This is a genomic window from Sulfitobacter sp. SK012 (genome assembly GCF_003352085.1).
Classification (GTDB): domain Bacteria; phylum Pseudomonadota; class Alphaproteobacteria; order Rhodobacterales; family Rhodobacteraceae; genus Sulfitobacter.
This window is the reverse complement of record NZ_CP025804.1, coordinates 3,898,790-3,921,609: the sequence shown is the minus strand read 5'-3', so window position 1 is coordinate 3,921,609 and position 22,820 is coordinate 3,898,790. Positions and strand designations below refer to the sequence as shown.

Genomic DNA, 22,820 nt, shown 5'->3' with positions numbered 1-22,820 from the left:
ACAATCCATTTCTCAAGTTCTGTCGGATTCGTAAGTGACCAGAAATCTCGCATGACGCTTGATCTCACTTTGTGTGATCCCAATCTGCGCCAGCTCTTGATCAGACATTTTGCGCAGGACAGACTCCATTCTTCCGATCTGAAGATTTGTCACAAAATTAGCAAAGCCACTGTAAACCTTAGAAGCGTACCCCTTACAGACCGATGCGACTCGGAGTATGGAGCGCTGCAACTGCGGCCAGAGGTTCGGAGTACCAACGGCATTGACATGAGTTTTCATTGGGTTCGTCCTTTATCGGTTTTTCTGTTGCGAACTCGGAATAATTCGAGTGCGACATCATCATGTTGGTTGGTTCAGCACTCTATGGACGCGCACCGCCATATGCGGCTTCGTGTGCGACGTCCTTGATCGACAATCGAGAGATTCCGATGTCGGCAAGGTCACTGTCAGGCATGGACTGAAGGGCGTGTAGGGTCTGAACATAAGCGCTGCGCCGGGCACGGCGTTCTGTTGCTGTAGCTCTGTTGGCTTCAAACCAATCGCGAAGCCAATTTCCGGGATGAAAGAAGTTTGCTGCGTATACCATTTCTCGTACTCCTGTGCTCGCTGGTGCGCTCGGCGTTATAACGATAGCGCTAACGTCACTGCTTGATTGGAAGATAGGGAAATGCTGCACCTGCACAATGGGCGATATAGGAATGCCGCTATGCAGCATTCGCATGGCTGTGAGCGGTGCAAATTTGGGCACCTTGCCAACGCGCGAGGCGGTTAACCAATTTGACCGAGGCTGTTGCCCGACAATTGATGTCTGTTGCTCAAGAATTGAACGGAAAAGGAACTCTGGTTCGAAAAAACGTGTAAATTCGTCAACCCTTTCAGAAGCTTAACTTTTCTTGAAGTGGTAATTCGATCACATGGATCATGTGTCTGAGGGAACCTTTGAATGACCGATAGAGTGAATTTGGCATCATAAAGGACCTATTTTTTTCATTCTAGAAACAGCTTTCCTGTAAACAGAGTGCCTTTGTAGTTGTGACTGCTTTCAAATCAGCGCCCCCATGTGCTGACACCAGTTCGCAGATCCACTATGAATTGCGTTGATTTCGGCAAAAATTTGGAGAGCTGGCGTGCGAAATGACATCTCGGATTTACTGACCTTCATCAGTCAGAATGATCTTTGGTTTGGGAGCTTGCAAGAAGTCGTGGCAGAGCATTTGATGCCTGCGCTTGAGGAATTTGACCTCGATCATGATGATCTGCCCGAAGTGTTAGGCGAGCCTTGGCCCGGCGTGTTGTGGGGATGCGGTTTTGAGGATTTTCTGAGCCGCCGGTATGAGGGCGGTAACATTGTCGACCTTTATCTCAAGCGGCTCGGATGGACCGAAACAGCCGCCAATCGTGAATACTTTGCAGCCCTGAGAGATACCCCAGTCAGTCTTTACGAAGTCGGTGAGGTGAAGCCCGGAAAGTCTATGGTGCTGAAGGATTTGCTTAGAGACAACAGGCTTGTCACGGTGTTTGAAGGTTCGGCAACTCAGTCCTTGAAGCAGTGGGACCGGATTGTCGTTCGTGTTATTTCCGAAAACGATACCCATGTGATTTCGGGCGCGCTCTTGGCCTTTTCTGCGGAGGCTGTGGCCTTTTTGTTTGATGGTTTGATCGCTGTGTTGAACCTCGACGAAGACACTGAGCTGACACTCACGACGAGCCAACTTTTGAAATGTGCGCCTATCTTCACCAACGCTTGGCTTTTTACTGCCTTACCTCGGGCGCTTTCTGAGGACATGCCAGAATTCACCAACGCAGATGGTGATGACATCATGTTTCATGATCTGAGATTTCCGTTTGCGACAGGCGTAAGGCAGAAAGAAATTTCCGCTTGCTTGAACCAGGTCAATGGCTTTGTTCCAGATGGGGCGCGTTGTTGGACTTGGCTTGCGCCACACGGAGGTAACCCTCCAATGCTAGGCGATAGTCTGATGTTGGATTCACGCGCCGAAGGCCGCACGGTGTTAGGCCATTTAGAACTCAAGGGTAAATCCCTGCTTATCAATGTGAATTCATCCAAACGCGCCGACAGGGTGCGCGACCTGGTGGTGAAAGCATCCGGCGAACACTTAAAGCAGCCTTTGACCACAATCCGTACTGTTGAACAGATGATGTCTGAGGAGCAGGACGAACGAGGTCTTGAAGATGCTGACGAAGTCCCACCAGAGATTGTAAAGCAGATTGTTCAGGACCATATGGACCAGCACTATCGCGAAACACTTGATGCACCGATACCAGCGTTGGGCGGAAAATCACCCCACCAAGCGGTGCGGAGCAAGGCTGGACGTGCGAAAGTGATCGACTGGCTTAAGACGCTCGAGAACAACAGCGCAAAGCATCACAATGACGCAATAGAAGAGTACGATTTTGGTTGGATGTGGGGAGAGCTTGGTCTGCAAGAATACCGAAAATAAGTGTTTAGCACGATGAGCTGAAATGCTGCGCAAATTATCAATGCCCGTTTTGGGGCAGCTGCATTGCAGCGATGAATAGACTTCCTAAGGTCCGCTATCGCCAAATGAACTTTATGCTGCGCTTCGATCTGACGACCGCTTTGTCCATAGCAGCCATTCGCTGCGGCCGCTTCCAATGACTGCTGTGCGGGACAAAACCGCCTGATGCACGTGCAGAGAGATTTGCTTCCGCGCTTCGACCAAATCTGTGAACCAGTCGCCGCATTGAATCCCTGACATTCATGGGTTCGTTGGAGCAAGGCACACGTACATGTCAAATGATTTAGACAAAAAAAAGGCGGTGACCTCGGAAGGGAGGGCACCGCTAGTAATACTAGTACTAACTAATACTAACCGCAGAAACCTGCGATAAGCCTTTTCGGTTGGCAACGCGCCCTCGGGAGGAGGAAAACGCCCGTCACCGTTGCGTGTCAGCATCTCTGGGAGGAGATGGAAAGCCGACACAAGTTCTATATCCCTTTGATACGGAGTATTGCTGCGATGCAGCAAGATCATTTGCCGCGCCGCAGCACTGAAAGCTCCAATCGTCCAGTTTTCTGGCACATTCGGCCCTTTATGCACAAGCATCAGGCAGAAATGGATCTGCTTCCAGTTCCAACGTTACCGGGAAGCGGATCGTCACAACCTGTTGGTAAAGGATCAAGCGAAAGACGCTCGAAGCGCGCCGCTTGCATGTTGGAAAAGGCCGATCTTTCGCTATGAAATGTGTGCAAGCGTGCCCATCATGAAGTCGCGGCTATAGTTGAGGTGCCGAACGCGGGCATCATCTTCTGATCTGTGTATTACGGTTTCGTAGTCTGCAAAGCAGATCAACTGGGCATCATTTTGGATCAGTTGGAAGTTTCGATTGTTAAGAAAGGCCATCTGAAACGAGACCGCGGCGCTCTCGCTTGGAAAGTTGAGTACAGTTGTGTTTCCACCGGCGTTGTTGAGTAACCCATAGCAAGCCACCTTCTGTTGTTCGAAGATGAAGCTAGCGAACTCAATGGTGCTTTCTTGATACACCGCAAAGCGTCAAAACGTTATCGCGCTAGGACCAAGTGGGACCGGTAAAACACATGTTGCTCTCGGCCTTGGACTGGCAGCTTGCCAAAAGGGCTTGAAGGTACGTTTCACCACAGCCGCTGCACTGGTTCATGAAATGATCGAGGCAGTTGACGAACGCCGACTGCAACGACACCAAAAACAACTAGCAGCCCAAGATTTGCTGATCATTGACGAACTTGGGTTCGTGCCACTCTCCAAGACCGGGGCCGAGTTGCTGTTCGAAGTGATCAGTCAACGATATGAACGCGGCTCCATCATCATCACATCCAACCTGCCGTTCGATGAATGGACAGAGGTCTTCGGATCAGAACGCCTCACGGGTGCCATCCTCGACCGCCTGACACACCACGTCCATATCCTGGAGATGAATGGTGAAAGCTATCGGCTGAACCAAAGCCGAAACCGCACAGCCTGAACAAACCCAACTGAAGCCAAGGAGCTGACAAATTGGCCAATTTCTCTCCGGGACGCTGACCGATTTTACTCCGGGATTGACACCCACTGTGCCATTCTGGGAAGAGAGTGGTTACGGTATCATTGAAACGTCTATTTCGGTGCTAGGCTTCGAGCCCAGTCATATTACCACCCTACGGGGTTTTGGTGGTGTGCCCTGGAACTACTGGTGCATCCATCGAATATGGGAAGGACAAATCTTGTTTTATAAGGACGAACGGCTTGCGTTGTTCATTGACGGACGGAACCTCTATTCCGCATCCAAGGCGCTTGGTTTCGATATCGACTATAAACTTCTGCGGCAGGAATTTGTGCGTCGTGGAAAAATGGTCCGTGCGCTTTACTATACCGCGTTGATCGAAAACGATGAGTACTCCGCCCTTCGCCCCCTTGCGGATTGGCTAGGCTACAATGGCTTCACCATGGTGACCAAGCCCGCCAAGGAATATACTGACAGCATGGGCCGGCGTAAGGTCAAAGGAAACATGGACATCGAATTGGCCGTGGATGCTATGGAATTAGCACCGCGCGTCGATCACATCGTCCTCTTCTCCGGCGATGGGGATTTCCGGCCGCTGGTCGAAAGTCTGCAACGGCAGGGCGTTCGGGTGTCTGTGGTGTCAACAATGCGGAGCCAGCCGCCGATGATCTCAGATGATCTGCGTAGACAAGCTGACAACTTCATCGACTTAGATGCGCTGAAGGACGTGATTGGCCGTCCACCGCGTGAAGTCTCCGCCGCCAGGGAACAAGTGAAAAAGCCGCGTTCTGTAGACACATGAACCGCCCTGATGACCGGCCCACATCGAAGCTCCGCTCACCGTTGAAGGTAATGAGAGGGCGTTCACAGGAGCCGCAAGAGCGACGGCAAGACCAAGGGCGATTCCAAAAAGACGCATATCAATCTCCATTTGCTGCGGACGTCATGTAGGTCCGCTTTGAGCCGGAAGCGACATTGGTGGGCGAGTGATTTGGCCCAATTTCTGCACCATGCGTGGAGGTCCGCAATGCGGACAAATCCGACCTTAAGAGTTCACGGCGCGATCAATACTTCGCCCTCAATTTCCATTGCGAAACCAAGCGGCAATACGGACACACCTATTGCAGAGCGCGCGTGACGACCAACGTCTGGGCCGAACACCTCAATGACAAGGTCACTAAATCCATTCACCACAAGATGTTGTTCCGAATAGCCTGGCGCAGACGTCACCATTCCAAAAACGCGGACCCACCCAATTATTCGAGACAACTCACCAATTTCTGCTTTGAGGTTCGCAAACACGCTCAATGCCACCTCGCGAGCTTCCACATATCCTTGATCTGTTTTGATGTCGGCTCCCACAACTCCAAAGGGCCCCGCAATATTGCCATCCATTGCACTCTTAGGATGCCCCGAAAAAAGCGCGCGATCACCTCTGATGTTCACAAACTCAAATGGTAAGTGTAAACCCTCCGGCAGCTTAGTCGGCTGTGGCAATTTCAGACCTAGTTGTTCCAATCTACTTTCTGGTGTCGGCATACTTAGTCCTCGGTTCAATCTATGCTTTGACAGGCTATACCTAATGAGGATGAATGTCTCCAGTGGGCCCTTTGTTGCCGTTCACCGCAAGACGAACGAAGGTCCGCAATGGGCCGTTCGCGACATTGGTCGGCGAGTGATATGGTCCAATTTCTGCACCATGCACATTTCAACTAAAAGGGCGGATTGCGGACCTTCGCTGCGCCATGCGTGGAGGTCCGCAATCGGGACTTAGTTACCCTTCACTATTAGCCAACCAATGTCCGCTTCCGCCGTCCAGTTGAATTGACTTAATTCTCCATTCACGTGACGGTTTATGGTGAACTTTGTGGAGTGTTTTGACATGACGGAAATATCTGTACGGCTAGCGAGCAATGCAGAGGACATCGAAGTGGCACGTGCGCTGTGTCGAGATTGGTTGGACTGGCATTGGAAAAACTACCCGCCGGATTGGCCAAGGGGTGACGACCATCCGATGAACCCTATCGGATTCGAAGCGACCCTCGAAAATTTGCCTGACATTCACAAGCGACCGCTTGGCGGGATTCTTATTGCCTCGGTGGACGGGAAACCCTCTGGATGTGTCATGTACGGCGAAGCAAAACCGGGGATCGCGGAATTTCATCGAATGTTTGTGAGTGTCTCTAGTCGAGGTCATGGTCTTGGTCGCAAATTGCTAGACGGCATGTTTGAGCAGATGGTCGCTGACGGATACCAGCGTGTATTCTACTCATCTGCCACATTCTTAACGCACGCGCGCGCAATGTATGAGAATGCCGGTTTTGTCCCGATAGCACACCCCAATGGATTTCCAGATGAGTGGCGCGACAAAGTCTATTTCATGGAACGTTCGCTCTAGTCGTCGCACACGGCGATTGAATTGAATTAACTCACCTATGAGCATAGCGGACTTTCGTGTGCCGTGCAGCATCAGTCAGTAATGGGATGTACCGGCTGCTTCACCCAGCAGGTTAGGCTGGGCCTATACTGCACATAGGAGAAGTAGCATGGCGAAGAATGATTTTGATGAGCTGATGTCGGTTGGCGTCGATATTGGCAAAGACGTGTTTCATTTGGTTGGCTTTAACAAAGAAGGTCAGCTTGTGTTGCGCAAGAAGATTAAACGCATGGCGCTGATCATGACGTTTGAAGAACTGCCGCATTGCATCGTTGGTATGGAAGCCTGCTTAAGCGCGCATTTTGTCAGCAGGACGCTGCGCAAGATGGGGTTTGAGCCACGGATCATTCCAGCAATTTACGTGAAGCCGTTCAACAAAGGTCAAAAGAACGATTACAACGATGCTGAGGCGATTGCCGAAGCTGCCCTGCGCCCCAATCTTAAAACGGTTACCGAGAAGACGCAGGAGCAACTGGACTTGCAGGCACTGCATCGCGTGCGTTCCCGGCTCGTATCGCGGCGGACGGTGACGATGAATCAGATCCGCGCATTTTTAATTGAGCAAGGGATCACTGTTCGCAAAAGCGTGGCTGCATTACGCACGTCGCTCCAAGCCATTTTGGACAATCGCAGTGATGAGATATCCTTGCGGATGCGCAAGCTGATCCTTGGTCTCCAGCAAGATTGGATCTGGACGGACAAACGGATCGAAATGACGACGTCTGAGATCAAAGCAGTCAGTGAAAGCGAGGCAAGTTGTCAGCGCCTCATGACCATCCCTGGGATTGGGCCAATCATCTCAACGGCTGTGGTTGCGGCTGTCGGAACTGGCGAAGCTTATGATCGCGGGCGCGACTTCGCAGCCTGGCTTGGTCTCGTCCCCCGGCAATACAGTACGGGTGGGCGCACCATTCTAGGTCGTATCACAAAGCGTGGCAGCCGTTATCTGCGCATGCTGTTTGTGCAAGCCGCTCAAGTCATCATGATGCGGCCAAAGAACTGGCATAAGTTCAGTTTTGGCCCGTGGTTGGAGGCTGCCGCGACGCGCATGCAGCACAACAAGTTGGGCGTAGCGCTGGCGAATAAACTGGCCCGCATTGCCTGGAGCGTTCTTAACTCAGGCAAAGACTTTGATTGGAAAGAAAAGGAATTTGCGACTGCGATCTAATCACAGCCGCACACGATGTTCGTAAACCTCAATTGTATGGAACGGAATAAGGCGCACCCAAAGTCTGAGAGCCCAGATGGTCATCATAGATCAGGTCACTAATGAGACAGCGGCGCGTGCGTACTCCCAACAGGGCCACGGCAAAATACTCAAGCCGATCACAGGCCGGATACATATCAGCGACTTCCAGAAGACGTGCAATTGAACACTTGCGAACAGCAGCCGGTACATACATCTGGGCTCAGAGCCGCCGTTCGCTGCGCTTTGGTCCAAGGTGGGCTCTGGGCCGATTGTGACCAATGCTGCACCATGCACATCTTGGCAAAAAAGGCGAAGCAATTGAAGCGCCACCTTGGCCCACCCCGCGCAGCAACAAGGCCCGCCAGACCTGACCGTGAAACCCCCTGCTTTAGGCCATACGGGCACAAGACGCCCGTTCCCGCAGGGAATACAAGCGCAACACCAACCCCGACGACTTGAGCTTTTAAGCGTGTTTGTGCTTTCCGATAAGACGGATAACCTGACAATCTCTTGTGTTCCTGAAGCTAAGGATAATGCTCACAGGTGATCTACTTAGTAAGCGCTTCTTTCGCGGCATCAACAACGATTGAAGGGATCTCATCGTCACCTTCACGGCTAACAATTTCATGTACAAAAAAAAGCAGCTTTTCATACTGATCTCGAAGCGCTTGAAGGTCATCCAAACCTAACCCGGCGTGTACTTCTGGATTGCTGAGGTGCAAATTTAATCTATCCAGTTGGCTAGGTTTATTTATCATCTCGCCTCTCACTTTCTCACTGCGCTTAACGTAACGAAGCCCTAGCGTATGACGTGGACCGAACATTTGGCGTGTCGGACAATATGCGCGGCCGTACTGCCTAGTAGATAGTCTGAAACCACAGGAATATGTGATGCCATAATGATGCAATCCGTTCCGTTTGCCGTAGCCCATTCCTCAATCGATCTGCCAGAATGGCCAACAACTACAACACTATTGCCGTGAAGCAGTGGTGCAGCCATTTCACTTAGTTCTGCCTGAACAGTCTTTAGTCTTTCAGCAGTGAATTCTGGCGGTACATAAGACATAACGTAACTGGGAATCTGCTCAATCACATGCAGCAGAGTAATTTTTCCATCGCGTCCCGCCATCAGTTTTGCGACCGACAGTGCCTTTTCTGTGTTACGTTCTGATCCGAACTGAACTGGCACAAGAATATGACTGTACATCTGTTTTCTCCCCTAGTTTTTAACACCACGCCATCTGGTGGCTGATCATCATAAATATTAGTTTGGTTGATGATGGTAAGGCTGGATTGATGTGTCAATGACAGTCATGCGCTGGGGGAATACGGCGTGGAGTTATTGTCAAATCTGGTGTTTAAGGGTTTCTGGTCATGCGGCGATCTGGCTGTTTTCAGTGGCTTCAATTCCGTCTTTGAATGCGACGCCGGTGATGACTTTGGCGAGGTAGTCAAAGCCGCGTAGTTTCCTCCAGTTTTGCTCGGCGCATTGCCCCAGCTTGAACATCATGTGCAGCATGCCGTCGCGTGAGAGGCAGCCCTTTGATCGTTTGGTGCGATGACGGATCGTGGCAAAGGCGGATTCAATTGGATTACTGGTGCGGATGCTTTGCCAGTGTTGTGCTGGAAAGTCGAAGAATGCCATGAGTTCCTCGCGGTCCTTTTGCAGGCACAGCGTCGCCTTGGGGTATTTGGGTTCGTAGGTTTTGATGAACAAATCTAAGGCCTTGCCCGCATCATCTTTGGTCTCAGCCTGCCAGATGTTGTGGATCGCAGCTTTGGCCTTTGGCTGAGACAGCTTGGGCAAACAGTTGAGCACATTCATAGTTTTGTGTTGCCAACAGCGTTGATGACGGGTCTCAGGATAGACTTCATCTATGGCGGCCCAGAACCCCATGGCACCATCTCCAATAGCAAGTTTCGGGGCGTTCATTCCCCGGCTTTTGAGGCTGAGGAGAGCCTCGCGCCAGCTCTGCGTGGACTCGCGCACCCCGTCCTCAATAGCCAAGAACCGCTTCTTGCCACGGGCTGTTACCCCCACAATCACAAGGGCGCAGAGCTTGTCATCCTCGCCCCGAAGGCCGCTGTGGACACCGTCAGCCCAGATGTAGACCAAGGGCTCATCGTCCAACGCTGCCTTTCTCCACTCGCCGTATTCGTTGGCCCAATCGCGCTTGAGCCGTGAGACCGTATTTGCCGACAATCCCGCCGCATCAGGGCCCAGAAGAACCTTGAGAGCCGAGCCCATTTCACCGCTGGAGATGCCCTTCAGATACAGCCATGGCAAGGCCGCTTCCAACGTTTTGGTTCTGCGCACGTACGGTGGCACCAGGGCCGAATGGAATGTCACGGGCTGGCCGTTTTTTGAGCGAACCTTGGGAATGCGCACGTTCACGGGGCCGATGCCCGTTTGGAACGGGCGCTCGGGATGATGCCCATTGCGCACAACAGTCGCATGACCGGCCTCAGTGCGCGCGGTGGTAAACTGAGACAGATAGCTTTCAAGCTCAGCTTCAACGGCTGTTGCGATCAATTGCTGCGCTCCTGTTCTCAATAAATCCGTCAGCGCGTCCGTGATCCCGTCTCGACGCGAAAAATCAACAATGTTAGTCGTTTCCATGGTGGTGTATCTCCTTCGGTTGGGCTGCTGTCTCGCAACAACAAATCAACCAGATACGCCGCCAACCTTCAAATCCCCCAAACACCAGATTCAGTCATAGCTCTACGGCGTGTCGATACACCTTGAAATGTACGATACGGCCAAGCTTCGGGCGGGATTGCGGCCCAATCCCGTATATGGCGGACGGGGGGTAAAAACTTAGAGGTTGGAATGGCCACTTGTCCTCCCCTCGCTACATTGCCTCACGCGGGTTTTTGATGAAAGCGGACATTGTGTTTATCGCGGCGGATGGCCGGATTGAGCCCTCTTTACCGAATTTCTGCAATGCAGCTAATGTCTACTATCACGGTAGCGGCAAAAAACGCTCAACAACCACTTAGGTTTTGAACAGGATTTATGGCAGCGTAAAATAATATGATTTATGGTCGTTAAACAAACGAGCCTTTTGGGAGTGCACCTATTGTTCGCCAGCGTGTGAATTTTGATCTATGTCAAGGACGCACAGCCAAAAACCTGAAAACATGAAGTCGTTCCATGAATGTGGTATTGGCCAGGAACAGGAACACTCTGGACCAGCCCGTATTTTTTCGGGGGGAGAGAGTTTCGGGCAACCGGAAACGGGGCCATTGGGTTCTATACTCGATCTTCAGTGGTCCTTCCTTCCCAAAAAGGACAGTTTTTCGAACGGTTCGATGTGGAAGCCGACATTGGGCTAAAGTTAACGAACTTCCGTTTTGTCCCGCATTGCAGACCTTAGTGCGGGACGCAGCGAAGGACTGCTTTGTGACATTTGGCGCTTTGAGATTTAATAGGCCCAGACCCTAAGACGCGGCGGGAGTTGCATTCGACCTATTGATCTAGCGTGGCAAATGATCTCTATTGGAACGCTAAATGAAAACTTGAAGGACCAGCAATGTTGTCCATTCGCCGCTTGTTGCCTCTGCTTTTCTGTTTTTCACTTTTTGCCGGAACATCTGCGTCAGCAACTGCGGACGGTCCTGATTATTATGCTGTAACAGGCGTTGCGAACAACGATGTCTTGAATATTCGGACTATACCTTCGGCTTCGGGTACTTTGATTGGAGCCATACCACCTGACGGGGACGGCATCGCCAATCTTGGTTGTGTGGGAGGGGTCACCTACGAAGAATGGGTAGATGTGACTGAGGAGGAGCGGGCAGAAAGCGTCAAGACGAGGTGGTGTCGCGTTGGCTATGATCGCACTATTGGGTGGGTCGCGGGTTGGTTTTTGACCGAAGGCAGCGGTGAGGATCAATTTCGGGCTGGAGGTAGGCTAATCGACATAGCGGGTTCCGAATGGCAAGTACGCGATTTTGCAGGCGAACTCTCGAAGGCTGATGCTTGGATTTCTTTCAAATCAGATAATGCCGTCGTTGGCAGCGGAGGCTGCAACAACTTCAATGGAACGTATGAAGCTGATCAGGGTCCAGCACTTTTTGGTCCGATAGCATCAACCAGAAAGATGTGTCCTGATCCGGAAATGCAGACCGAAATGCTTCTGTTTCAAGTGTTGGGCGATGCCCAAGAAATGGTAGCGTTTCATCTTGTAATGGCTCTTTTCGACAACAATGGTGCAATGTTGGCGACCTTTGAGCGCAGCGACCCAGACTAATTTAGTTCTATTTGCTGACTGAGTGGGTTGTCCCGTCATGATCAGGCAAGGTAGCTGTTTAATACTTTAATGAAAAAGGTCACCGATGAACCGATTTGTACTTTTTTTCCCGTTGCTTGTTTTGGGCTCGTCGCTAGGAGCTGAAAGCACCGGGCAAGATCTGTTCGCCGAGAATTGTGTTTTGTGCCACGGCACAGTGGGACGTGGCGACGGTCCCAAGGCTGGAGAATTGGGTACACCCCCGCCAGATCTGACAAAAATCGCCGAGCGCCGTGACGGGGTTTGGCCCATGCTTGAAATTATGTCGATCATCGATGGTTACTCCCGCAACACGCTCCCGCGAGAAGATATGCCAGTCTTCGAAAATTTCTTGGACAATGACATGGTAGAATTTGACACTGGAAACGGTGTGGAAGTTCTGGTGCCAAGTAAGCTTGTCGAGATAGTGAACTATCTCGAAGATCTACAGGATCCTGCGCCAGAGCGATACGTACCTTGAGGCCGCTTCCTAAATGACAAAAGAAAAAGGGATGGAATGGCAAAGATTGATTTTTGGTTTTCTATCGGAAGCACGTCACAGTAATGCGCCTGCCCGATCTTGCGAAGAAGGTTGGGATCGAGTTTCGATGGCGGCCATTCGACGTTCGACACGTCATGATCGGAAAGAAGAACATACCCTTCAAAAACAAACCGGTGAAAACAGCCTACATGTGGCGTGATATCGAGCGAATGCCCGGCACTCTTATCTTTGCATCAGCACCGTCGCGGCATCGCTTAACAATGCAGAAGCCGATTGTGAATCAGCAATGAAACTGGTGAGTAAACCCACTCCAAGTACTGCGATTGTGACAAATGTAAAAGTGCGTCCCGAATGCGTCTGTCGCCTTGCTCCTAGTGTATCGATAGGCCTGTCGTAATCAACGCGATGATGCTTCAGCATGGCTGTGTCGAATATCGGGTTCATTGGGTTGCCTCCTTGTTGATGAGGCCACTTTGTCAGGTTGAGAAACATGGTGCTTGAGGCAACCCCTGTGAAACCCTTGTGAAATGCCTTCGAAATCGCACTGATCTCGCAGGTCGCTTGCATGATTTCGCATTTAGCGGTTCACTGGATCCATGCGATATCAATTTTCTGGCTATGTTTTAGATACCGAAGCCCATTCTCTTTTCTGTGATGGTAGGCTCCAACCGATTGAACCCCAAGTCTTTGATCTGCTGCACCTTCTTCTGAGGAACGCCAGTGCCTTGGTGACAAAGGATCAACTGATCGAAGAAATCTGGGGCGGTCGTATTGTCTCTGAGTCCGCGATCAGTGCGCGTATTGCAGCAGCGCGGAAGGCCGTTGGAGATGATGGAAAACGACAAGCGATTATTCGCACAATAGCGCGTCGAGGACTGCAATTCGTTGCCGAAGTGGCCAATGATCCACTGGCTGAACCAGCACTCGACAGCTCGTCGCGAAGACCAAAGATCCGTTATGCTACTGCCGACGACGGGGTAAAAATCGCCTTCTCAACATCAGGCAGTGGCCCTCCGTTAATGCGCTCCGGGCATTATCCCTCACATCTTGAGCTTGAATGGGAGGAGGAAACTCAGCGCCCGATGTTTGACGCTCTAGGTAGCAGCCATACACTGATAAGAGTGGATCATCGCGGCAGTGGACTATCTGATTTGGATGTTGATGATTTCAGTACGTCACGCTGCGCGAAAGATTTGAAGGCCGTGGCGGAAACCCTGGGACTGGACCGCTTCGGGCTGTTTGGCAGTTCAAGTGGCGCAATGGTCTCTGTCGAGTTCGCTGCGATGTATCCCGAGTCTCTGACAAAACTGATAACACTTGGCGGCTATGTCGATGGTCGCTCTGTTAGGGGAGACGCTTCAAAGTCTGGCGCTAACGATGCTCTTCTAAGAATGGTAAAAGAAGGATGGGAAACACATGATGGCCTGCAAGCGACTCTGTAACATCGTAAGTTTGGGTTCTTTGCAGCGTTCGCTAAGATGATATTTAGCATTTGCGATTTTATAGGTCCTGATTCTACAATCAAACCATTCTGAACGTTGGCGGGGTTGAGAAGATGGCGATTACAGCAGCTTGTGAATGCGGACTATGCAGGGTCGAACTTTCTCGACTGCCAACAAAGCGCCTGTTTTGCCATTGTACGATTTGTCAGGAAGTCTACGGACAGCCTTACGCCGATGTAACAATAACCGATGCTCGTACGATCCACCCGTCGAACACACGGCCCATTACTTTTAGAAAACACAAGAAATCGCTCGCTCTTGATCGCGGCACTTGCATGGAGTGCAAAAGGCCGGTGCTGGGGCTTCTTAAGCTTTTTCCTGGTGTGAAACTCGCATTTCTACCTAGGTATACGCTTGGGAAAATGGCTGATGAAATAATGCCAAGTATGCACATCCACTATCAGTCGAGGATCAAAGATAGCATAGATAATATACCAAAGATCGAAGGTGAGATTCGAAGTACAATTGCCTGTCTTGGGCCTTTTATATCGGCTTACCGAGGGCGTTAGCCCAACGATTACTTTTATTTGGGCCGCACCAACGGCGGTTTTTCCCACGACTCGTTCATAGGATCATGAAATCCGCTGCGCGCGCAACTGTTCGCTGTTTGAAAAGTTACCTAGCATGAAACAGAGCGAAGCCAGCGAATGTATCAAACGGAAATTTGGGGTTCCGTCACTTTGTTCATGATACAACGCCTTAACGTGGGAACTTTGTGGCATTTTGGTCAAGGGAGATTGAATTGGATAAATTTCGTTTAACGCACGCGGCGGCTCAAAAATATGACAAACACAGTGTGCCTGCAATGTTTGGACCATTGGCGCGGGCCACGTTAGATAAAATACCTTTACCAGCGGACGCGCATATCATTGATATCGCATGCGGGACCGGTGCCCTGACACGCGAAATCGCCTCTCGCCTAAAGGGAAACGGCCGCATTGTTGGCGCAGATTTGAATGAAACGATGACCGAGTTAGCGACGCAACGACATCCATCTGATGCCCACGAAGCGATCTATGTTGCGGCTGACGTCTGCGAACTGCCCTTTGAGAATGCAGTTTTCGACATAGCCTTTTGCCAACAGGGTTTACAGTTCTTCCCCGACAAATCGGCCGCGTTGGCTGAAACCCGGCGCATTCTCAAAAAGGGGGGGAAACTGAACCTTACCTGTTGGAGTGCGATTTCTCCGTTCAACGGAGCATTGTCTGATGCTTTGAGCGATCATGTTGGCGAAGCTGCCTCCACCAAAGCAAAAGCACCTTTTTCTTTTCGTGACGGCGATGTGATCCGCGAACTTCTTGAGGGATCCGGGTTCATAATTGAAGCTCATCAAACCATCGTACTTGAGCGGCGGTTTGAAAACCTTTTTGAACAGATTATGGCGTTGCCCATCGAGAAAGACTTAAGCGAAGCTGGAGATTTGGTTACAAGTGCAGTCGTTAAAGATGTGGCCAGTAAACTTTCGAAATATGCCGTAGGTGAAGTTTTTTTAGTGCCGCAAGAGGCTCATTTGTTCGAAGCACAAACCTAGGCTGCTTTTTGCGCCGTGGTGATGAACGTCATTCGAAATCCGGACATTCGCTGCGCCGAAACACGGGGGTACTATGGGCTCTGACCGGTCATTTGCCGCGCTGAGTACCAAGGTCCGCTCTGGGCCGAGAGTGACGGCGACGGTAACCCAAAGGTTCTCAGATTTTGTTTGCCCGGATTGGAAAGGCTGGTAAACTTGCCAATTCCAATAGAAGCCAAGGAGTGCGAAAAGATGCCAGTTTTTAGACTTACCGAATTTACATCACGAGATATGAGCAAGATGGTCGAGTTCGCTGAAACTATACGCGAAGAAGTGGCCGCTGCTGGCGCGGAATTTATTGATGTTATCTCAGTGGGCGAAGGCAAAGGCATTGTTATCGCCAAATATGCTACTCAAGCTAAGATGGAGGCTGCAACCGAAATCAACAAAGCCGCATTTGGAAAAATGATTGCGGCGGGCATTGTCGACTCAGATAGCATCAGAGGGCAATCCGGTGAGATTACTTTCTCTTTCTAAGTTAGTGGCGGAAGAAGCCATGAATTTAGCTCCGCCAATTATTGCAACTTCAAACTGAAAAGCTGGTGTAAATCACATGCAGGTTAGTGTTCGTGACAACAATGTCGATCAGGCCCTCCGGGTTCTGAAGAAAAAACTACAGAGCGAAGGCGTTTTCCGTGAAATGAAGCTCAAGCAACATTTCGAAAAGCCGTCCGAGAAAAAAGCACGCCAGAAAGCTGAAGCTATCCGCCGTGCCCGTAAGCTGGCACGCAAGAAATTGGAACGCGAAGCGTGATGTATTTCATTTCTCGATGCTGAACAAATGTACCCCCGTTGCCCAATGGCAGCGGGGATTTTACGTTTCCGTGGGCCTTTTTTCAAATGACACCCCGAGATATCAAAGCCCCTGAGCCCGTCTACTCGAGGGCCGCTTTAATTACTTCAAAGCATTGGGTGGTTCTCGCAATTTTTCACACCCCCAGAGTTCTATTCTGTGCCTTTCTATGATACAAGGCTGTGTGAATGCCATTCCCATTTCGATTCCTCTCGCCAGATAAGCCCTTGCTTTCTAACAAGAGTCGCAATTGAGGGGAGCGCGCACCTCGATTGCCAAAATTGATGAGTAGGTGCCACCAAATTCAGGCTCCCAGAAGTAAAAAACACTAATTGTCGGAGGAGACGATGAAATCGTTTTTAGTAGCTTTCGCCCTTTGCCTTGCGGCAGCCTTGCCAGCTTGGGCCTCAAATGCAGATACAGAGCAAAGCAATCAACACCACCACGAGCAGGTGTACGACTTGCCCCTAAATGATCTCTTTAGGAAGCCGGACGATGGGGATTTAGTCACAAGAACTATCAAATTGAACATCATAGAAACCGAAACTGGTTACATGCTTTTTGAGCCTGATGCGATCCCCATCAATCATGGCTCAGTGGTGCGCTTTCTTATCAAGAATGGTGGTGAGTTGGATCACGAGTTTTTCCTTGGTTCGTTCGACCAAGTTGCCGAACACCATCAATGGATGCTCAAGAATCCTGACATGGAACACGACGACCCCAACGGAATCTCACTTCCGAGCGGCGAGACAGTGGAGGTGGTTTGGAAGTTTCCAGAAATGGTCAATTTGGAGTTTGGCTGTCTAATCCCAGGCCATCTCGAAGCAGGTATGTGGGGCGTGATAATGGTGCATGACCACCTTGCGCACTAAACTTGCTCAGTAGGCCGGCTAGGGATCAGGATTGTCGAATAGCAGCCATTCACCCGGGGCTCATCCGCTGCGGCGCGGCTAAGGACCGCTTGGTCCCGCACAGCAGACCTCTGTCCAAGTTGCAGCGAAGGTCCTGTGTGGATGGCTCCTGCATAGCAAGACATTTTTGATCAGATTTGTGCATTTGTCAGAAGCAGTCATGTGTCCGGCCTGTTTGCGCGGTTTTGACCGCTGGCCCTGATGGGTTCCGCAAACCAAGTCCCTTACAGCTTAGCGGGCTATGACGCCCGGGACCTTCGACGGGGTGTCCTGGTTTTGGCGGCAGACTTATGCACCATCATCTCGCGGGTCTTGCTAACTCTTTGTTCTTTTTCCTTTTAGGCCGTGTGCGGTGTATAAGGTTGGTTGCGGGTGAGAACGGCCCAGACGACCTTGCACTGAGGGTTAAGCCCTCCGCGATGCTTAGACCAATACTCAAGTGTTGCCGGTTTGCTCTCACCGCATTTCGTGCATGTCTTGGTCATGATTGCCTCCTGACGGTTGGCGCGTTCATTATGCGGCCCTCTTAGCTTTGCGGCGTTTGCTTGCCGCCTTGTTGCGTTTGGCGACAGCCTCACGGCAGGGGTCGCTGCAATACTTGGTGCGCTTCCCCTCGTCGTCCTCATACTTCTTGCCGCAACAGTCACAGCGCCGGTATGAGCGCAGCAGGTTGAAATCGATGCCCGCTCCCAATCCATGCTCACTGACGTATTTGCGCAGGGCGTAGGTATCCACGCCAGCGATGAGGCACAGGCTCTCACGTTGCTCTGCATGCTCATCAGCGGTCAGCCAGTGCTTGGCCTCTGCGGTGATCCGCGCCCGGTTCTTTGGGCTGTCCATCATATCGCGGCCTTCAGCATCACTGACGGCGCGAATTATAACTGCGGCTGCGAGGGCAGGGGTCATCTCAGCATCGATCCTCCCGGTATCTGACCAAGCATCTCATCTTTTACCACTTTGCCAAGCATCGATCCGATGCCCTCAACGGTGCCACTGGAGCCTGTCTCTGGGAACATCACAGCGCGTGCCGTATCAATGAAACCTGAGAAGTCGCTGTTGTCATAACCGATCCGGTAAGAGTTGTTTTTGCGGCGGTAGCTGGCAATGAAACTCTCCAGCTTCAAATCACCCCGGCCATTCGTTGCGGCCTTGCTTTCGTCCATCGACTTGATGACACGCCAGCGGTGACGCAGCTTGCCCAGTGACGCTCGTGCCGTCTGGTCGAGGCTGGCCTCAATTAGCCCATCCATGCGCCCTACCAGCTCTTCTAGGGCCTCAACCCGATCTAGGTTGGGATCACCCTTCACAGCTAGGGCAGGGGTGGCAGGGGGAGGATTTAGTCTGGCGAGCTGGATGAGGGTTATCGGTGATCAAACCTATCCCCACCCGTGTTCCGCCAGGAACATCCCCAAGATACAATCTGGCTGAATCGGCTGCTAGTAGGTTGTGAGCAAAAGTCGGCCAGATTACAGAATCGCAATTCTGCGTACTATTCAGAGTGCCTCTGAATGCCCTCCCGTGCCTACTGGTGCCAAAGGGCTGAGAATGGCTTGAGTGATGCTAGGCTGATGCGCTCTCGGCGGCTGAGGTGGCCTGCGGGTGCCGCACCCTTTGCAAGCGTTTTGCATGGGTTATTGCGAAAGCTTACTTCTTGAATAAATCAGAGGTGCAGCGGTACATCCTGTCCCGATCAAGCGTCAGGAACAGGAATCCAGTGCCATGGACGAAACTCTTGGACATGCTTGAACCCTGCCATGAGCAGCCGCTGCCGTCTGAGTATTGATTGGCGTCATCAGAACAGAAGATCTCCTTGGTCTCTACTCCAGAACCATCGATCTTGTAGATCACGCCGTCGCTGATAGAAAACTCTGGGAAATCTAACCCGGGGGCAAAACAAAGGTAATCCTTCAAACCGTCCTTTGCGGCGGCAGCGGTCGTGATTGCGGCAATGGCCACAGCTATCAAAATGGTCTTCATGGTGCTCTCCTAAGGGTCGCTTTGGGTAGGGGGCAGAATGACACCCTAAGCCAAATTGGGGTCAGTTGCATATAGGGGCAAAATCCTGCGCTAAAGATTTAACTACCCCAAGGTCGGCTGTGGAGCCCTTAATGACCAATGCTGCAACATGCATATTTCGACAATAAGGGCGGAAGGACTAAGCTGCGGCGAGCATCAAGGTCTGCTTTGCAGGGACAAAGTTGTCGCACGCTACAACCGCGGGCTGTGCAGAGCTACCAATGTATCGACATCGTGTAAGGCGTGCTACGATGGCCCATTCACGAGTGGCCAGAGAGGAAGCATTATGTCCGGGACATCGTACCCACCTGAATTTGTGACAAACCTCGAAATGCAGTGGGGTATCGGGTTTCTTTCGCCGGGCGGGCCAGAGGAAGTGAAGGAAATCCTTCGTGACATCGTTGTCGGTGGGAAGACGGTCCTAGACATTGGATGCGGCACTGGCGGTCCAGATATTGTAATCTCGAGGGACTTAGCGCCAAAGCGCCTCGTGGGCATCGATATCGAACCCTTCCTTGTCGAGACTGGCCGAAAAAATATTGCTGTTGCCGGATTGGATAAGGTTGCTGAACTGATATTAGTCGAAGTGGGTCCCTTGCCTTTTGAAGATCAGAGCTTTGACATCGTTTTCAGCAAGGATTCCCTTATTCATGTCGAGGACAAGGCTTCGCTTTACCGCGAGGTGCTTCGGGTCCTGAAACCTGGCGGGCAATTTGTTGCTAGCGATTGGTTGCGCAGCGCCAATGCCGATGAGTTGGCGGGATACAACGAATGGCAGTCTTTGACATCGCTTAGTTTTTCCATGCAAACAACAGATGAGACTAAGGTCGAAATGACTGTTGCCGGTCTTGAGGACGTCAAAACTCGCGACCGAACCGAATGGTACGCAGAAACTGCTGCTCGGGAAGTCAAAATGATGGAGAGCGGCGAATGGCGAAGCCAGTTTATTGCAGCCTTTGGTGAAGAAAATTACATCAAGAAACTCGCGGTGCGCATTGCCAATGCCCGCGCGGCAGAATGTGGTGGTCTAATGCCGACCCACCTCTTTGGCCGCCGAGCCAAGTAGGCCCAACTCTAGCTCAAAGCTGCCGTTCGCCGCGATTAGTACGAAGGTTCGCTGTGGGCCGGAAGCCGACTTTACGAATATGGCACTACCGGCAGCTTTGTCCCGCTTAGCAGGCCTTGATGATCACCGTAGCGAATGGCGGCTTAAAGCCCAAACCAACTGATGCCGCACAGTGCGTAGATGACCTGAACCCATACAAAACTGCCGCTCAGATCCAATCAGGTAAATCGTTCCGGAGCAAAATCGTTAATATTGCAATAGGGTGCTCGCCCCTGCGCAAGATCAGTCACGATTTTGCCGGTTACTCCCCCTAGCGTAAGGCCGATATGTTGGTGTCCAAAGGCAAGAGTGATGCGGCTCGAGGTCGGTGAGGGACCTATTACTGGAAGAGCATCCGGCATCGTTGGGCGATGACCCAGCCATGCGTCGTCAGGCGAACCGATATCTCCAAACATTTCATGTGATTTGCGCTGAAGGTAATCAGTGCATTTGGTGTTGAATGCAGCGTCTTTAGCATTGATTTCAACCGTACCGGCAATACGCAATCCGTGGGCCATCGGCGTGGCGTAGAAACCCGCTTCGGCCCAGCCAACCGGCCGTGATACTAGTCCCCCGTCGTTGCGATAAAGGATGTGATAGCCGCGCTCGGTGCCTAGTGGCAGATGTTCAGCGCCGGAGCCTTTTATCTCGTTCGAACGTACGCCAGCCGTTAGTGCTAGGTGACCCGCGCGGAGTTCGGTGCCATCTTTAAGATAAGTTGTCACCCCAGTGTCATCGGCATCACAACGTTCAACACAGCAGGATAGATAGGTCCCACCAAGTGCTTCAAATCGTTTGTGCATGCGCTCGACCAATTCCTGCGGATTGGTCACATGCCGTGCGCCTTTGAAGTTCAGGCCACAGTGTATGGGTTGTTTCAGGTTTGGTTCCAGTTGGTGGACGTCATCTTTGGAGAGTTCTTCGAATTCCACACCCTGCGCGCGTCGCATCGCATTGCTGTTGCGCGCACCTTCATACCCCGCTTTGGTGGACCAGACATAAAGGCAGTCGTTATTTACCATCAGGTCTTCGGCTCCTGCCTCAGCAATCAGCGGGTCGAGGCCGGCATCAGTATGCGTCAGGAACTGACCCAGTGCTTCGCTGATTTGTTTAACACGAGAGGGGCGGCAGTTGTTTAGGAACGCCAACATCCATCCGGGGTTTCTCAATCCGTGCAACAGGTTAAAGGTTAGTGGGCTTTCCCGGCTGGTCAGCAGATGCGGCAGAGATGTAAAAATCGATGGGTTGTTGACCGGAATGCAAGCATATGTCGCGATGGTACAGGCCGACCCATACGTTGTGCCCGACCCGGGTGGGTTGGGGTCGCAGATGAGGGTCTTTAGACCATCCCTTTGAGCATAGAGCGCAGCTGACATACCAACGATACCAGCACCCACAACGATGAGGTCAAATTCGTTCTGCGGCATTGTCATATTCGTTCCGTCTGTCACGCTCGTGGGAGCTTTCTTGCTGGGTGATGCGGGTTTTCTGCAATAATTACCGCCTTATAGCAAATATCAATAACTTCGACAGTCAGTTTCGTCCTCTCAGCGTCCGCTTCAATTCTCCAACTCAGTTTTCGAAGGAATATCGGACGCGTTTTGGGACACCGCCAAGAAATCAGAAAAACGAATAGGCTACGGTCTAATGGAGGCGCTGTTCGCGTAGCGAAGGCAGCTTTCATTGTCGTCTTGAAGGGAATATTGAAATTTCATGGCAACAGATAAGCGCGATCAATTTCACAGACACCCCAAAAAGGTTGAACCCGGTGCGCCCGGATTTCTTTGGGTTCTGATAGGCGTTATGGCGGTGATTGAGCTGCCACTTACTCTGTCAGATGCAGGTTGGATCGGCTCAAACAGTTGGCGTATAAACGTCTTTTTGTATGGTGCATTCTGGCAACTTTTGCTCGATGGAGGCCTTGCTCCGCTCTATGCAAGTCAGAAAGTGCTGATGTTTCTGACGCACGCGTTTTTGCATGGCAGTATTGCGCATTTTGTCATGAATAGTGTGGTTCTTCTCGCCTTGGGAAAGGGGGTGGCAGCATACCTTGGCGTCGGTAAAACCATTCTCTTGCTAGCCTTATCAGCAATTACTGGTGCCGCCGCTTTCGGGCTGTTGTCAGCCGCGAGCGGCCCAATGATTGGAGCGTCCGGGGCCGTTTTCGGCCTTCTTGGCCTGTGGCAAGCGTGGGACTTCAGGCAGCGACGCCAATTAAACCAATCAGTGCGACCTGTCCTGAGCGGAATAATGGGCCTGCTCCTCGTCAATTTGGTGCTGTTCGTAGTGCTATCTGGGACACTTGCCTGGGAGGCACACTTAGGTGGGTGGATCGTTGGCTGGACTGCCGCTTGGACTTTCGCAAGCCAACGAAAAACAAGATCCCAGAGCCTTTGAGAGACCGATGCTCTGTTTACAAGATGCAACCCCCTTCGCAGGCCCAGGTTCCGGCAAACATTCGATCCCTGCGCGGCAGCTACGCTTGCGAGCGAAATGTCGACCCAAGGTTCATGCCGCTTTTT

Annotated in this window: 28 protein-coding genes and 1 pseudogene; 16 read left to right on the top strand and 13 right to left on the bottom strand. The window is 51.5% G+C overall.

Annotated features, from left to right (window positions below; translation table 11 throughout):
- Positions 1 to 12 precede the first annotated feature (12 nt).
- A complete protein-coding gene (locus C1J03_RS19190) occupies positions 13 to 279 on the bottom strand; it encodes a hypothetical protein (RefSeq protein WP_114888045.1) in 267 nt (88 codons plus the stop codon).
- An 82-nt stretch (positions 280 to 361) separates the two neighbouring features.
- The gene (locus C1J03_RS19185; RefSeq protein WP_114888044.1) at positions 362 to 586 is read right to left on the bottom strand and encodes a DUF1127 domain-containing protein; all 225 of its coding nucleotides are present in this window, start codon (positions 584 to 586) and stop codon (positions 362 to 364) included.
- A gap of 541 nt (positions 587 to 1,127) precedes the next feature.
- On the opposite strand from C1J03_RS19185, the gene C1J03_RS19180 reads away from it, so the two are divergent.
- The 3 genes and pseudogenes from C1J03_RS19180 (at position 1,128) to C1J03_RS19160 (ending at position 4,804) form a co-directional block, all read left to right on the top strand.
- Positions 1,128 to 2,462 (top strand): hypothetical protein, encoded by a 1,335-nt coding sequence (locus tag C1J03_RS19180; protein ID WP_114888043.1) that lies wholly within the window; start codon positions 1,128 to 1,130, stop codon positions 2,460 to 2,462.
- Positions 2,463 to 3,534: 1,072 nt separating this feature from the next.
- Positions 3,535 to 3,984 (top strand): annotated as a pseudogene (istB, locus tag C1J03_RS19165) (IS21-like element helper ATPase IstB); the annotation flags it as partial.
- A 238-nt stretch (positions 3,985 to 4,222) separates the two neighbouring features.
- Positions 4,223 to 4,804 (top strand): LabA-like NYN domain-containing protein, encoded by a 582-nt coding sequence (locus C1J03_RS19160; protein ID WP_114888039.1) that lies wholly within the window; start codon positions 4,223 to 4,225, stop codon positions 4,802 to 4,804.
- A gap of 251 nt (positions 4,805 to 5,055) precedes the next feature.
- On the opposite strand, the gene C1J03_RS19155 is transcribed toward C1J03_RS19160, so the two are convergent.
- A complete protein-coding gene (locus tag C1J03_RS19155; RefSeq protein WP_114888038.1) occupies positions 5,056 to 5,541 on the bottom strand; it encodes a RidA family protein in 486 nt (161 codons plus the stop codon).
- A 343-nt stretch (positions 5,542 to 5,884) separates the two neighbouring features.
- On the opposite strand from C1J03_RS19155, the gene C1J03_RS19150 reads away from it, so the two are divergent.
- Together C1J03_RS19150 and C1J03_RS19145 are read left to right on the top strand one after the other, a co-directional pair.
- Positions 5,885 to 6,400 carry a GNAT family N-acetyltransferase gene (locus C1J03_RS19150; RefSeq protein ID WP_162798609.1) on the top strand — a complete coding sequence of 172 codons (516 nt, stop codon included), beginning with the start codon at positions 5,885 to 5,887 and terminating at the stop codon, positions 6,398 to 6,400.
- A 148-nt stretch (positions 6,401 to 6,548) separates the two neighbouring features.
- A complete protein-coding gene (locus C1J03_RS19145; RefSeq protein ID WP_114888036.1) occupies positions 6,549 to 7,607 on the top strand; it encodes an IS110 family transposase in 1,059 nt (352 codons plus the stop codon).
- A 28-nt stretch (positions 7,608 to 7,635) separates the two neighbouring features.
- Here the strand turns inward: C1J03_RS19145 and C1J03_RS25455 are convergent, their stop codons facing one another.
- From C1J03_RS25455 to C1J03_RS19135, 4 genes are all read right to left on the bottom strand, one after another.
- Positions 7,636 to 7,842: a hypothetical protein gene (locus C1J03_RS25455; protein WP_162798608.1), complete on the bottom strand. Its 207-nt coding sequence runs from the start codon at positions 7,840 to 7,842 to the stop codon at positions 7,636 to 7,638.
- 334 nt (positions 7,843 to 8,176) lie between these two features.
- Positions 8,177 to 8,386 (bottom strand): hypothetical protein, encoded by a 210-nt coding sequence (locus C1J03_RS25450; RefSeq protein WP_162798607.1) that lies wholly within the window; start codon positions 8,384 to 8,386, stop codon positions 8,177 to 8,179.
- 41 nt (positions 8,387 to 8,427) lie between these two features.
- Positions 8,428 to 8,835 carry a universal stress protein gene (locus tag C1J03_RS19140; protein ID WP_114888035.1) on the bottom strand — a complete coding sequence of 136 codons (408 nt, stop codon included), beginning with the start codon at positions 8,833 to 8,835 and terminating at the stop codon, positions 8,428 to 8,430.
- Positions 8,836 to 9,000: 165 nt separating this feature from the next.
- The gene (locus C1J03_RS19135; protein ID WP_114883178.1) at positions 9,001 to 10,248 is read right to left on the bottom strand and encodes an IS256 family transposase; all 1,248 of its coding nucleotides are present in this window, start codon (positions 10,246 to 10,248) and stop codon (positions 9,001 to 9,003) included.
- A gap of 913 nt (positions 10,249 to 11,161) precedes the next feature.
- Between C1J03_RS19135 and C1J03_RS19130 the strand changes: the two genes are divergently transcribed.
- The 3 genes from C1J03_RS19130 (at position 11,162) to C1J03_RS19120 (ending at position 12,691) form a co-directional block, all read left to right on the top strand.
- Entirely contained in the window at positions 11,162 to 11,881 is a 720-nt protein-coding gene (locus C1J03_RS19130) for an META domain-containing protein (RefSeq protein ID WP_114888034.1), read from the top strand.
- 85 nt (positions 11,882 to 11,966) lie between these two features.
- Positions 11,967 to 12,380: a c-type cytochrome gene (locus tag C1J03_RS19125; protein WP_114888033.1), complete on the top strand. Its 414-nt coding sequence runs from the start codon at positions 11,967 to 11,969 to the stop codon at positions 12,378 to 12,380.
- An 83-nt stretch (positions 12,381 to 12,463) separates the two neighbouring features.
- Complete coding sequence (locus C1J03_RS19120; protein WP_254694101.1) at positions 12,464 to 12,691, top strand: DsbA family protein; 228 nt, start codon at positions 12,464 to 12,466, stop codon at positions 12,689 to 12,691.
- Here C1J03_RS19120 and C1J03_RS25445 read toward each other — a convergent pair.
- Positions 12,624 to 12,845 (bottom strand): hypothetical protein, encoded by a 222-nt coding sequence (locus C1J03_RS25445; protein WP_162798411.1) that lies wholly within the window; start codon positions 12,843 to 12,845, stop codon positions 12,624 to 12,626. The two genes, C1J03_RS19120 and C1J03_RS25445, sit on opposite strands and share 68 nt — an antisense overlap.
- A gap of 152 nt (positions 12,846 to 12,997) precedes the next feature.
- Here C1J03_RS25445 and C1J03_RS19115 point away from each other — a divergent pair, with 152 nt between their 5' ends.
- The 6 genes from C1J03_RS19115 to C1J03_RS19090 all read left to right on the top strand — a co-directional run bounded on the left by C1J03_RS19115 (position 12,998) and on the right by C1J03_RS19090 (position 17,138).
- On the top strand, positions 12,998 to 13,843 hold the full coding sequence (locus C1J03_RS19115) for an alpha/beta fold hydrolase (RefSeq protein WP_114888032.1): 846 nt from the start codon (positions 12,998 to 13,000) through the stop codon (positions 13,841 to 13,843).
- A 113-nt stretch (positions 13,844 to 13,956) separates the two neighbouring features.
- Positions 13,957 to 14,412, top strand: coding sequence for a GFA family protein (locus tag C1J03_RS26135; protein ID WP_114888031.1), 456 nt, complete (start codon positions 13,957 to 13,959; stop codon positions 14,410 to 14,412).
- Positions 14,413 to 14,645: 233 nt separating this feature from the next.
- Complete coding sequence (locus C1J03_RS19105; protein WP_114888030.1) at positions 14,646 to 15,434, top strand: class I SAM-dependent methyltransferase; 789 nt, start codon at positions 14,646 to 14,648, stop codon at positions 15,432 to 15,434.
- A 231-nt stretch (positions 15,435 to 15,665) separates the two neighbouring features.
- Positions 15,666 to 15,950, top strand: coding sequence for a hypothetical protein (locus tag C1J03_RS19100; RefSeq protein WP_114888029.1), 285 nt, complete (start codon positions 15,666 to 15,668; stop codon positions 15,948 to 15,950).
- Between the two features lie 76 nt (positions 15,951 to 16,026).
- Complete coding sequence (gene rpsU / locus C1J03_RS19095) at positions 16,027 to 16,227, top strand: 30S ribosomal protein S21 (RefSeq protein ID WP_114888028.1); 201 nt, start codon at positions 16,027 to 16,029, stop codon at positions 16,225 to 16,227.
- 386 nt (positions 16,228 to 16,613) lie between these two features.
- Entirely contained in the window at positions 16,614 to 17,138 is a 525-nt protein-coding gene (locus tag C1J03_RS19090) for a cupredoxin domain-containing protein (RefSeq protein WP_114888027.1), read from the top strand.
- 377 nt (positions 17,139 to 17,515) lie between these two features.
- Here the strand turns inward: C1J03_RS19090 and C1J03_RS25440 are convergent, their stop codons facing one another.
- The 4 genes from C1J03_RS25440 to C1J03_RS19070 form a co-directional block, all read right to left on the bottom strand.
- The gene (locus C1J03_RS25440) at positions 17,516 to 17,662 is read right to left on the bottom strand and encodes a hypothetical protein (RefSeq protein WP_162798606.1); all 147 of its coding nucleotides are present in this window, start codon (positions 17,660 to 17,662) and stop codon (positions 17,516 to 17,518) included.
- A 28-nt stretch (positions 17,663 to 17,690) separates the two neighbouring features.
- The gene (locus tag C1J03_RS19080; protein ID WP_114888026.1) at positions 17,691 to 18,083 is read right to left on the bottom strand and encodes a hypothetical protein; all 393 of its coding nucleotides are present in this window, start codon (positions 18,081 to 18,083) and stop codon (positions 17,691 to 17,693) included.
- Entirely contained in the window at positions 18,080 to 18,484 is a 405-nt protein-coding gene (locus tag C1J03_RS19075; protein ID WP_162798605.1) for a hypothetical protein, read from the bottom strand. Before C1J03_RS19075 ends, C1J03_RS19080 begins: the two co-directional genes overlap by 4 nt.
- 337 nt (positions 18,485 to 18,821) lie before the next feature.
- On the bottom strand, positions 18,822 to 19,154 hold the full coding sequence (locus C1J03_RS19070; RefSeq protein ID WP_114888024.1) for a hypothetical protein: 333 nt from the start codon (positions 19,152 to 19,154) through the stop codon (positions 18,822 to 18,824).
- A gap of 325 nt (positions 19,155 to 19,479) precedes the next feature.
- Here C1J03_RS19070 and C1J03_RS19065 point away from each other — a divergent pair, with 325 nt between their 5' ends.
- Positions 19,480 to 20,259 (top strand): class I SAM-dependent methyltransferase, encoded by a 780-nt coding sequence (locus C1J03_RS19065; protein ID WP_162798604.1) that lies wholly within the window; start codon positions 19,480 to 19,482, stop codon positions 20,257 to 20,259.
- 218 nt (positions 20,260 to 20,477) lie between these two features.
- Here C1J03_RS19065 and C1J03_RS19060 read toward each other — a convergent pair whose 3' ends face one another.
- Positions 20,478 to 21,731 carry an NAD(P)/FAD-dependent oxidoreductase gene (locus C1J03_RS19060; protein ID WP_114888022.1) on the bottom strand — a complete coding sequence of 418 codons (1,254 nt, stop codon included), beginning with the start codon at positions 21,729 to 21,731 and terminating at the stop codon, positions 20,478 to 20,480.
- Positions 21,732 to 22,011: 280 nt separating this feature from the next.
- Between C1J03_RS19060 and C1J03_RS19055 the strand changes: the two genes are divergently transcribed.
- On the top strand, positions 22,012 to 22,695 hold the full coding sequence (locus C1J03_RS19055; protein WP_114887067.1) for a rhomboid family intramembrane serine protease: 684 nt from the start codon (positions 22,012 to 22,014) through the stop codon (positions 22,693 to 22,695).
- Positions 22,696 to 22,820 lie beyond the last annotated feature (125 nt).

What these genes read in the sequence shown, in the direction of transcription:
- C1J03_RS19190 (WP_114888045.1), bottom strand. Translation starts at nt 279, where the DNA reads ATGAAAACTCATGTCAATGCCGTTGGTACTCCGAACCTCTGGCCGCAG.
- C1J03_RS19185 (WP_114888044.1), bottom strand. Translation starts at nt 586, where the DNA reads ATGGTATACGCAGCAAACTTCTTTCATCCCGGAAATTGGCTTCGCGAT.
- C1J03_RS19155 (WP_114888038.1), bottom strand. Translation starts at nt 5,541, where the DNA reads ATGCCGACACCAGAAAGTAGATTGGAACAACTAGGTCTGAAATTGCCA.
- C1J03_RS19150 (WP_162798609.1), top strand. Translation starts at nt 5,885, where the DNA reads ATGACGGAAATATCTGTACGGCTAGCGAGCAATGCAGAGGACATCGAA.
- C1J03_RS19145 (WP_114888036.1), top strand. Translation starts at nt 6,549, where the DNA reads ATGGCGAAGAATGATTTTGATGAGCTGATGTCGGTTGGCGTCGATATT.
- C1J03_RS25455 (WP_162798608.1), bottom strand. Translation starts at nt 7,842, where the DNA reads ATGTATGTACCGGCTGCTGTTCGCAAGTGTTCAATTGCACGTCTTCTG.
- C1J03_RS25450 (WP_162798607.1), bottom strand. Translation starts at nt 8,386, where the DNA reads ATGATAAATAAACCTAGCCAACTGGATAGATTAAATTTGCACCTCAGC.
- C1J03_RS19140 (WP_114888035.1), bottom strand. Translation starts at nt 8,835, where the DNA reads ATGTACAGTCATATTCTTGTGCCAGTTCAGTTCGGATCAGAACGTAAC.
- C1J03_RS19135 (WP_114883178.1), bottom strand. Translation starts at nt 10,248, where the DNA reads ATGGAAACGACTAACATTGTTGATTTTTCGCGTCGAGACGGGATCACG.
- C1J03_RS19130 (WP_114888034.1), top strand. Translation starts at nt 11,162, where the DNA reads ATGTTGTCCATTCGCCGCTTGTTGCCTCTGCTTTTCTGTTTTTCACTT.
- C1J03_RS19125 (WP_114888033.1), top strand. Translation starts at nt 11,967, where the DNA reads ATGAACCGATTTGTACTTTTTTTCCCGTTGCTTGTTTTGGGCTCGTCG.
- C1J03_RS19120 (WP_254694101.1), top strand. Translation starts at nt 12,464, where the DNA reads ATGCGCCTGCCCGATCTTGCGAAGAAGGTTGGGATCGAGTTTCGATGG.
- C1J03_RS25445 (WP_162798411.1), bottom strand. Translation starts at nt 12,845, where the DNA reads ATGAACCCGATATTCGACACAGCCATGCTGAAGCATCATCGCGTTGAT.
- C1J03_RS19115 (WP_114888032.1), top strand. Translation starts at nt 12,998, where the DNA reads ATGCGATATCAATTTTCTGGCTATGTTTTAGATACCGAAGCCCATTCT.
- C1J03_RS26135 (WP_114888031.1), top strand. Translation starts at nt 13,957, where the DNA reads ATGGCGATTACAGCAGCTTGTGAATGCGGACTATGCAGGGTCGAACTT.
- C1J03_RS19100 (WP_114888029.1), top strand. Translation starts at nt 15,666, where the DNA reads ATGCCAGTTTTTAGACTTACCGAATTTACATCACGAGATATGAGCAAG.
- rpsU (WP_114888028.1), top strand. Translation starts at nt 16,027, where the DNA reads ATGCAGGTTAGTGTTCGTGACAACAATGTCGATCAGGCCCTCCGGGTT.
- C1J03_RS19090 (WP_114888027.1), top strand. Translation starts at nt 16,614, where the DNA reads ATGAAATCGTTTTTAGTAGCTTTCGCCCTTTGCCTTGCGGCAGCCTTG.
- C1J03_RS25440 (WP_162798606.1), bottom strand. Translation starts at nt 17,662, where the DNA reads ATGACCAAGACATGCACGAAATGCGGTGAGAGCAAACCGGCAACACTT.
- C1J03_RS19080 (WP_114888026.1), bottom strand. Translation starts at nt 18,083, where the DNA reads ATGACCCCTGCCCTCGCAGCCGCAGTTATAATTCGCGCCGTCAGTGAT.
- C1J03_RS19070 (WP_114888024.1), bottom strand. Translation starts at nt 19,154, where the DNA reads ATGAAGACCATTTTGATAGCTGTGGCCATTGCCGCAATCACGACCGCT.
- C1J03_RS19065 (WP_162798604.1), top strand. Translation starts at nt 19,480, where the DNA reads ATGTCCGGGACATCGTACCCACCTGAATTTGTGACAAACCTCGAAATG.
- C1J03_RS19060 (WP_114888022.1), bottom strand. Translation starts at nt 21,731, where the DNA reads ATGACAATGCCGCAGAACGAATTTGACCTCATCGTTGTGGGTGCTGGT.
- C1J03_RS19055 (WP_114887067.1), top strand. Translation starts at nt 22,012, where the DNA reads ATGGCAACAGATAAGCGCGATCAATTTCACAGACACCCCAAAAAGGTT.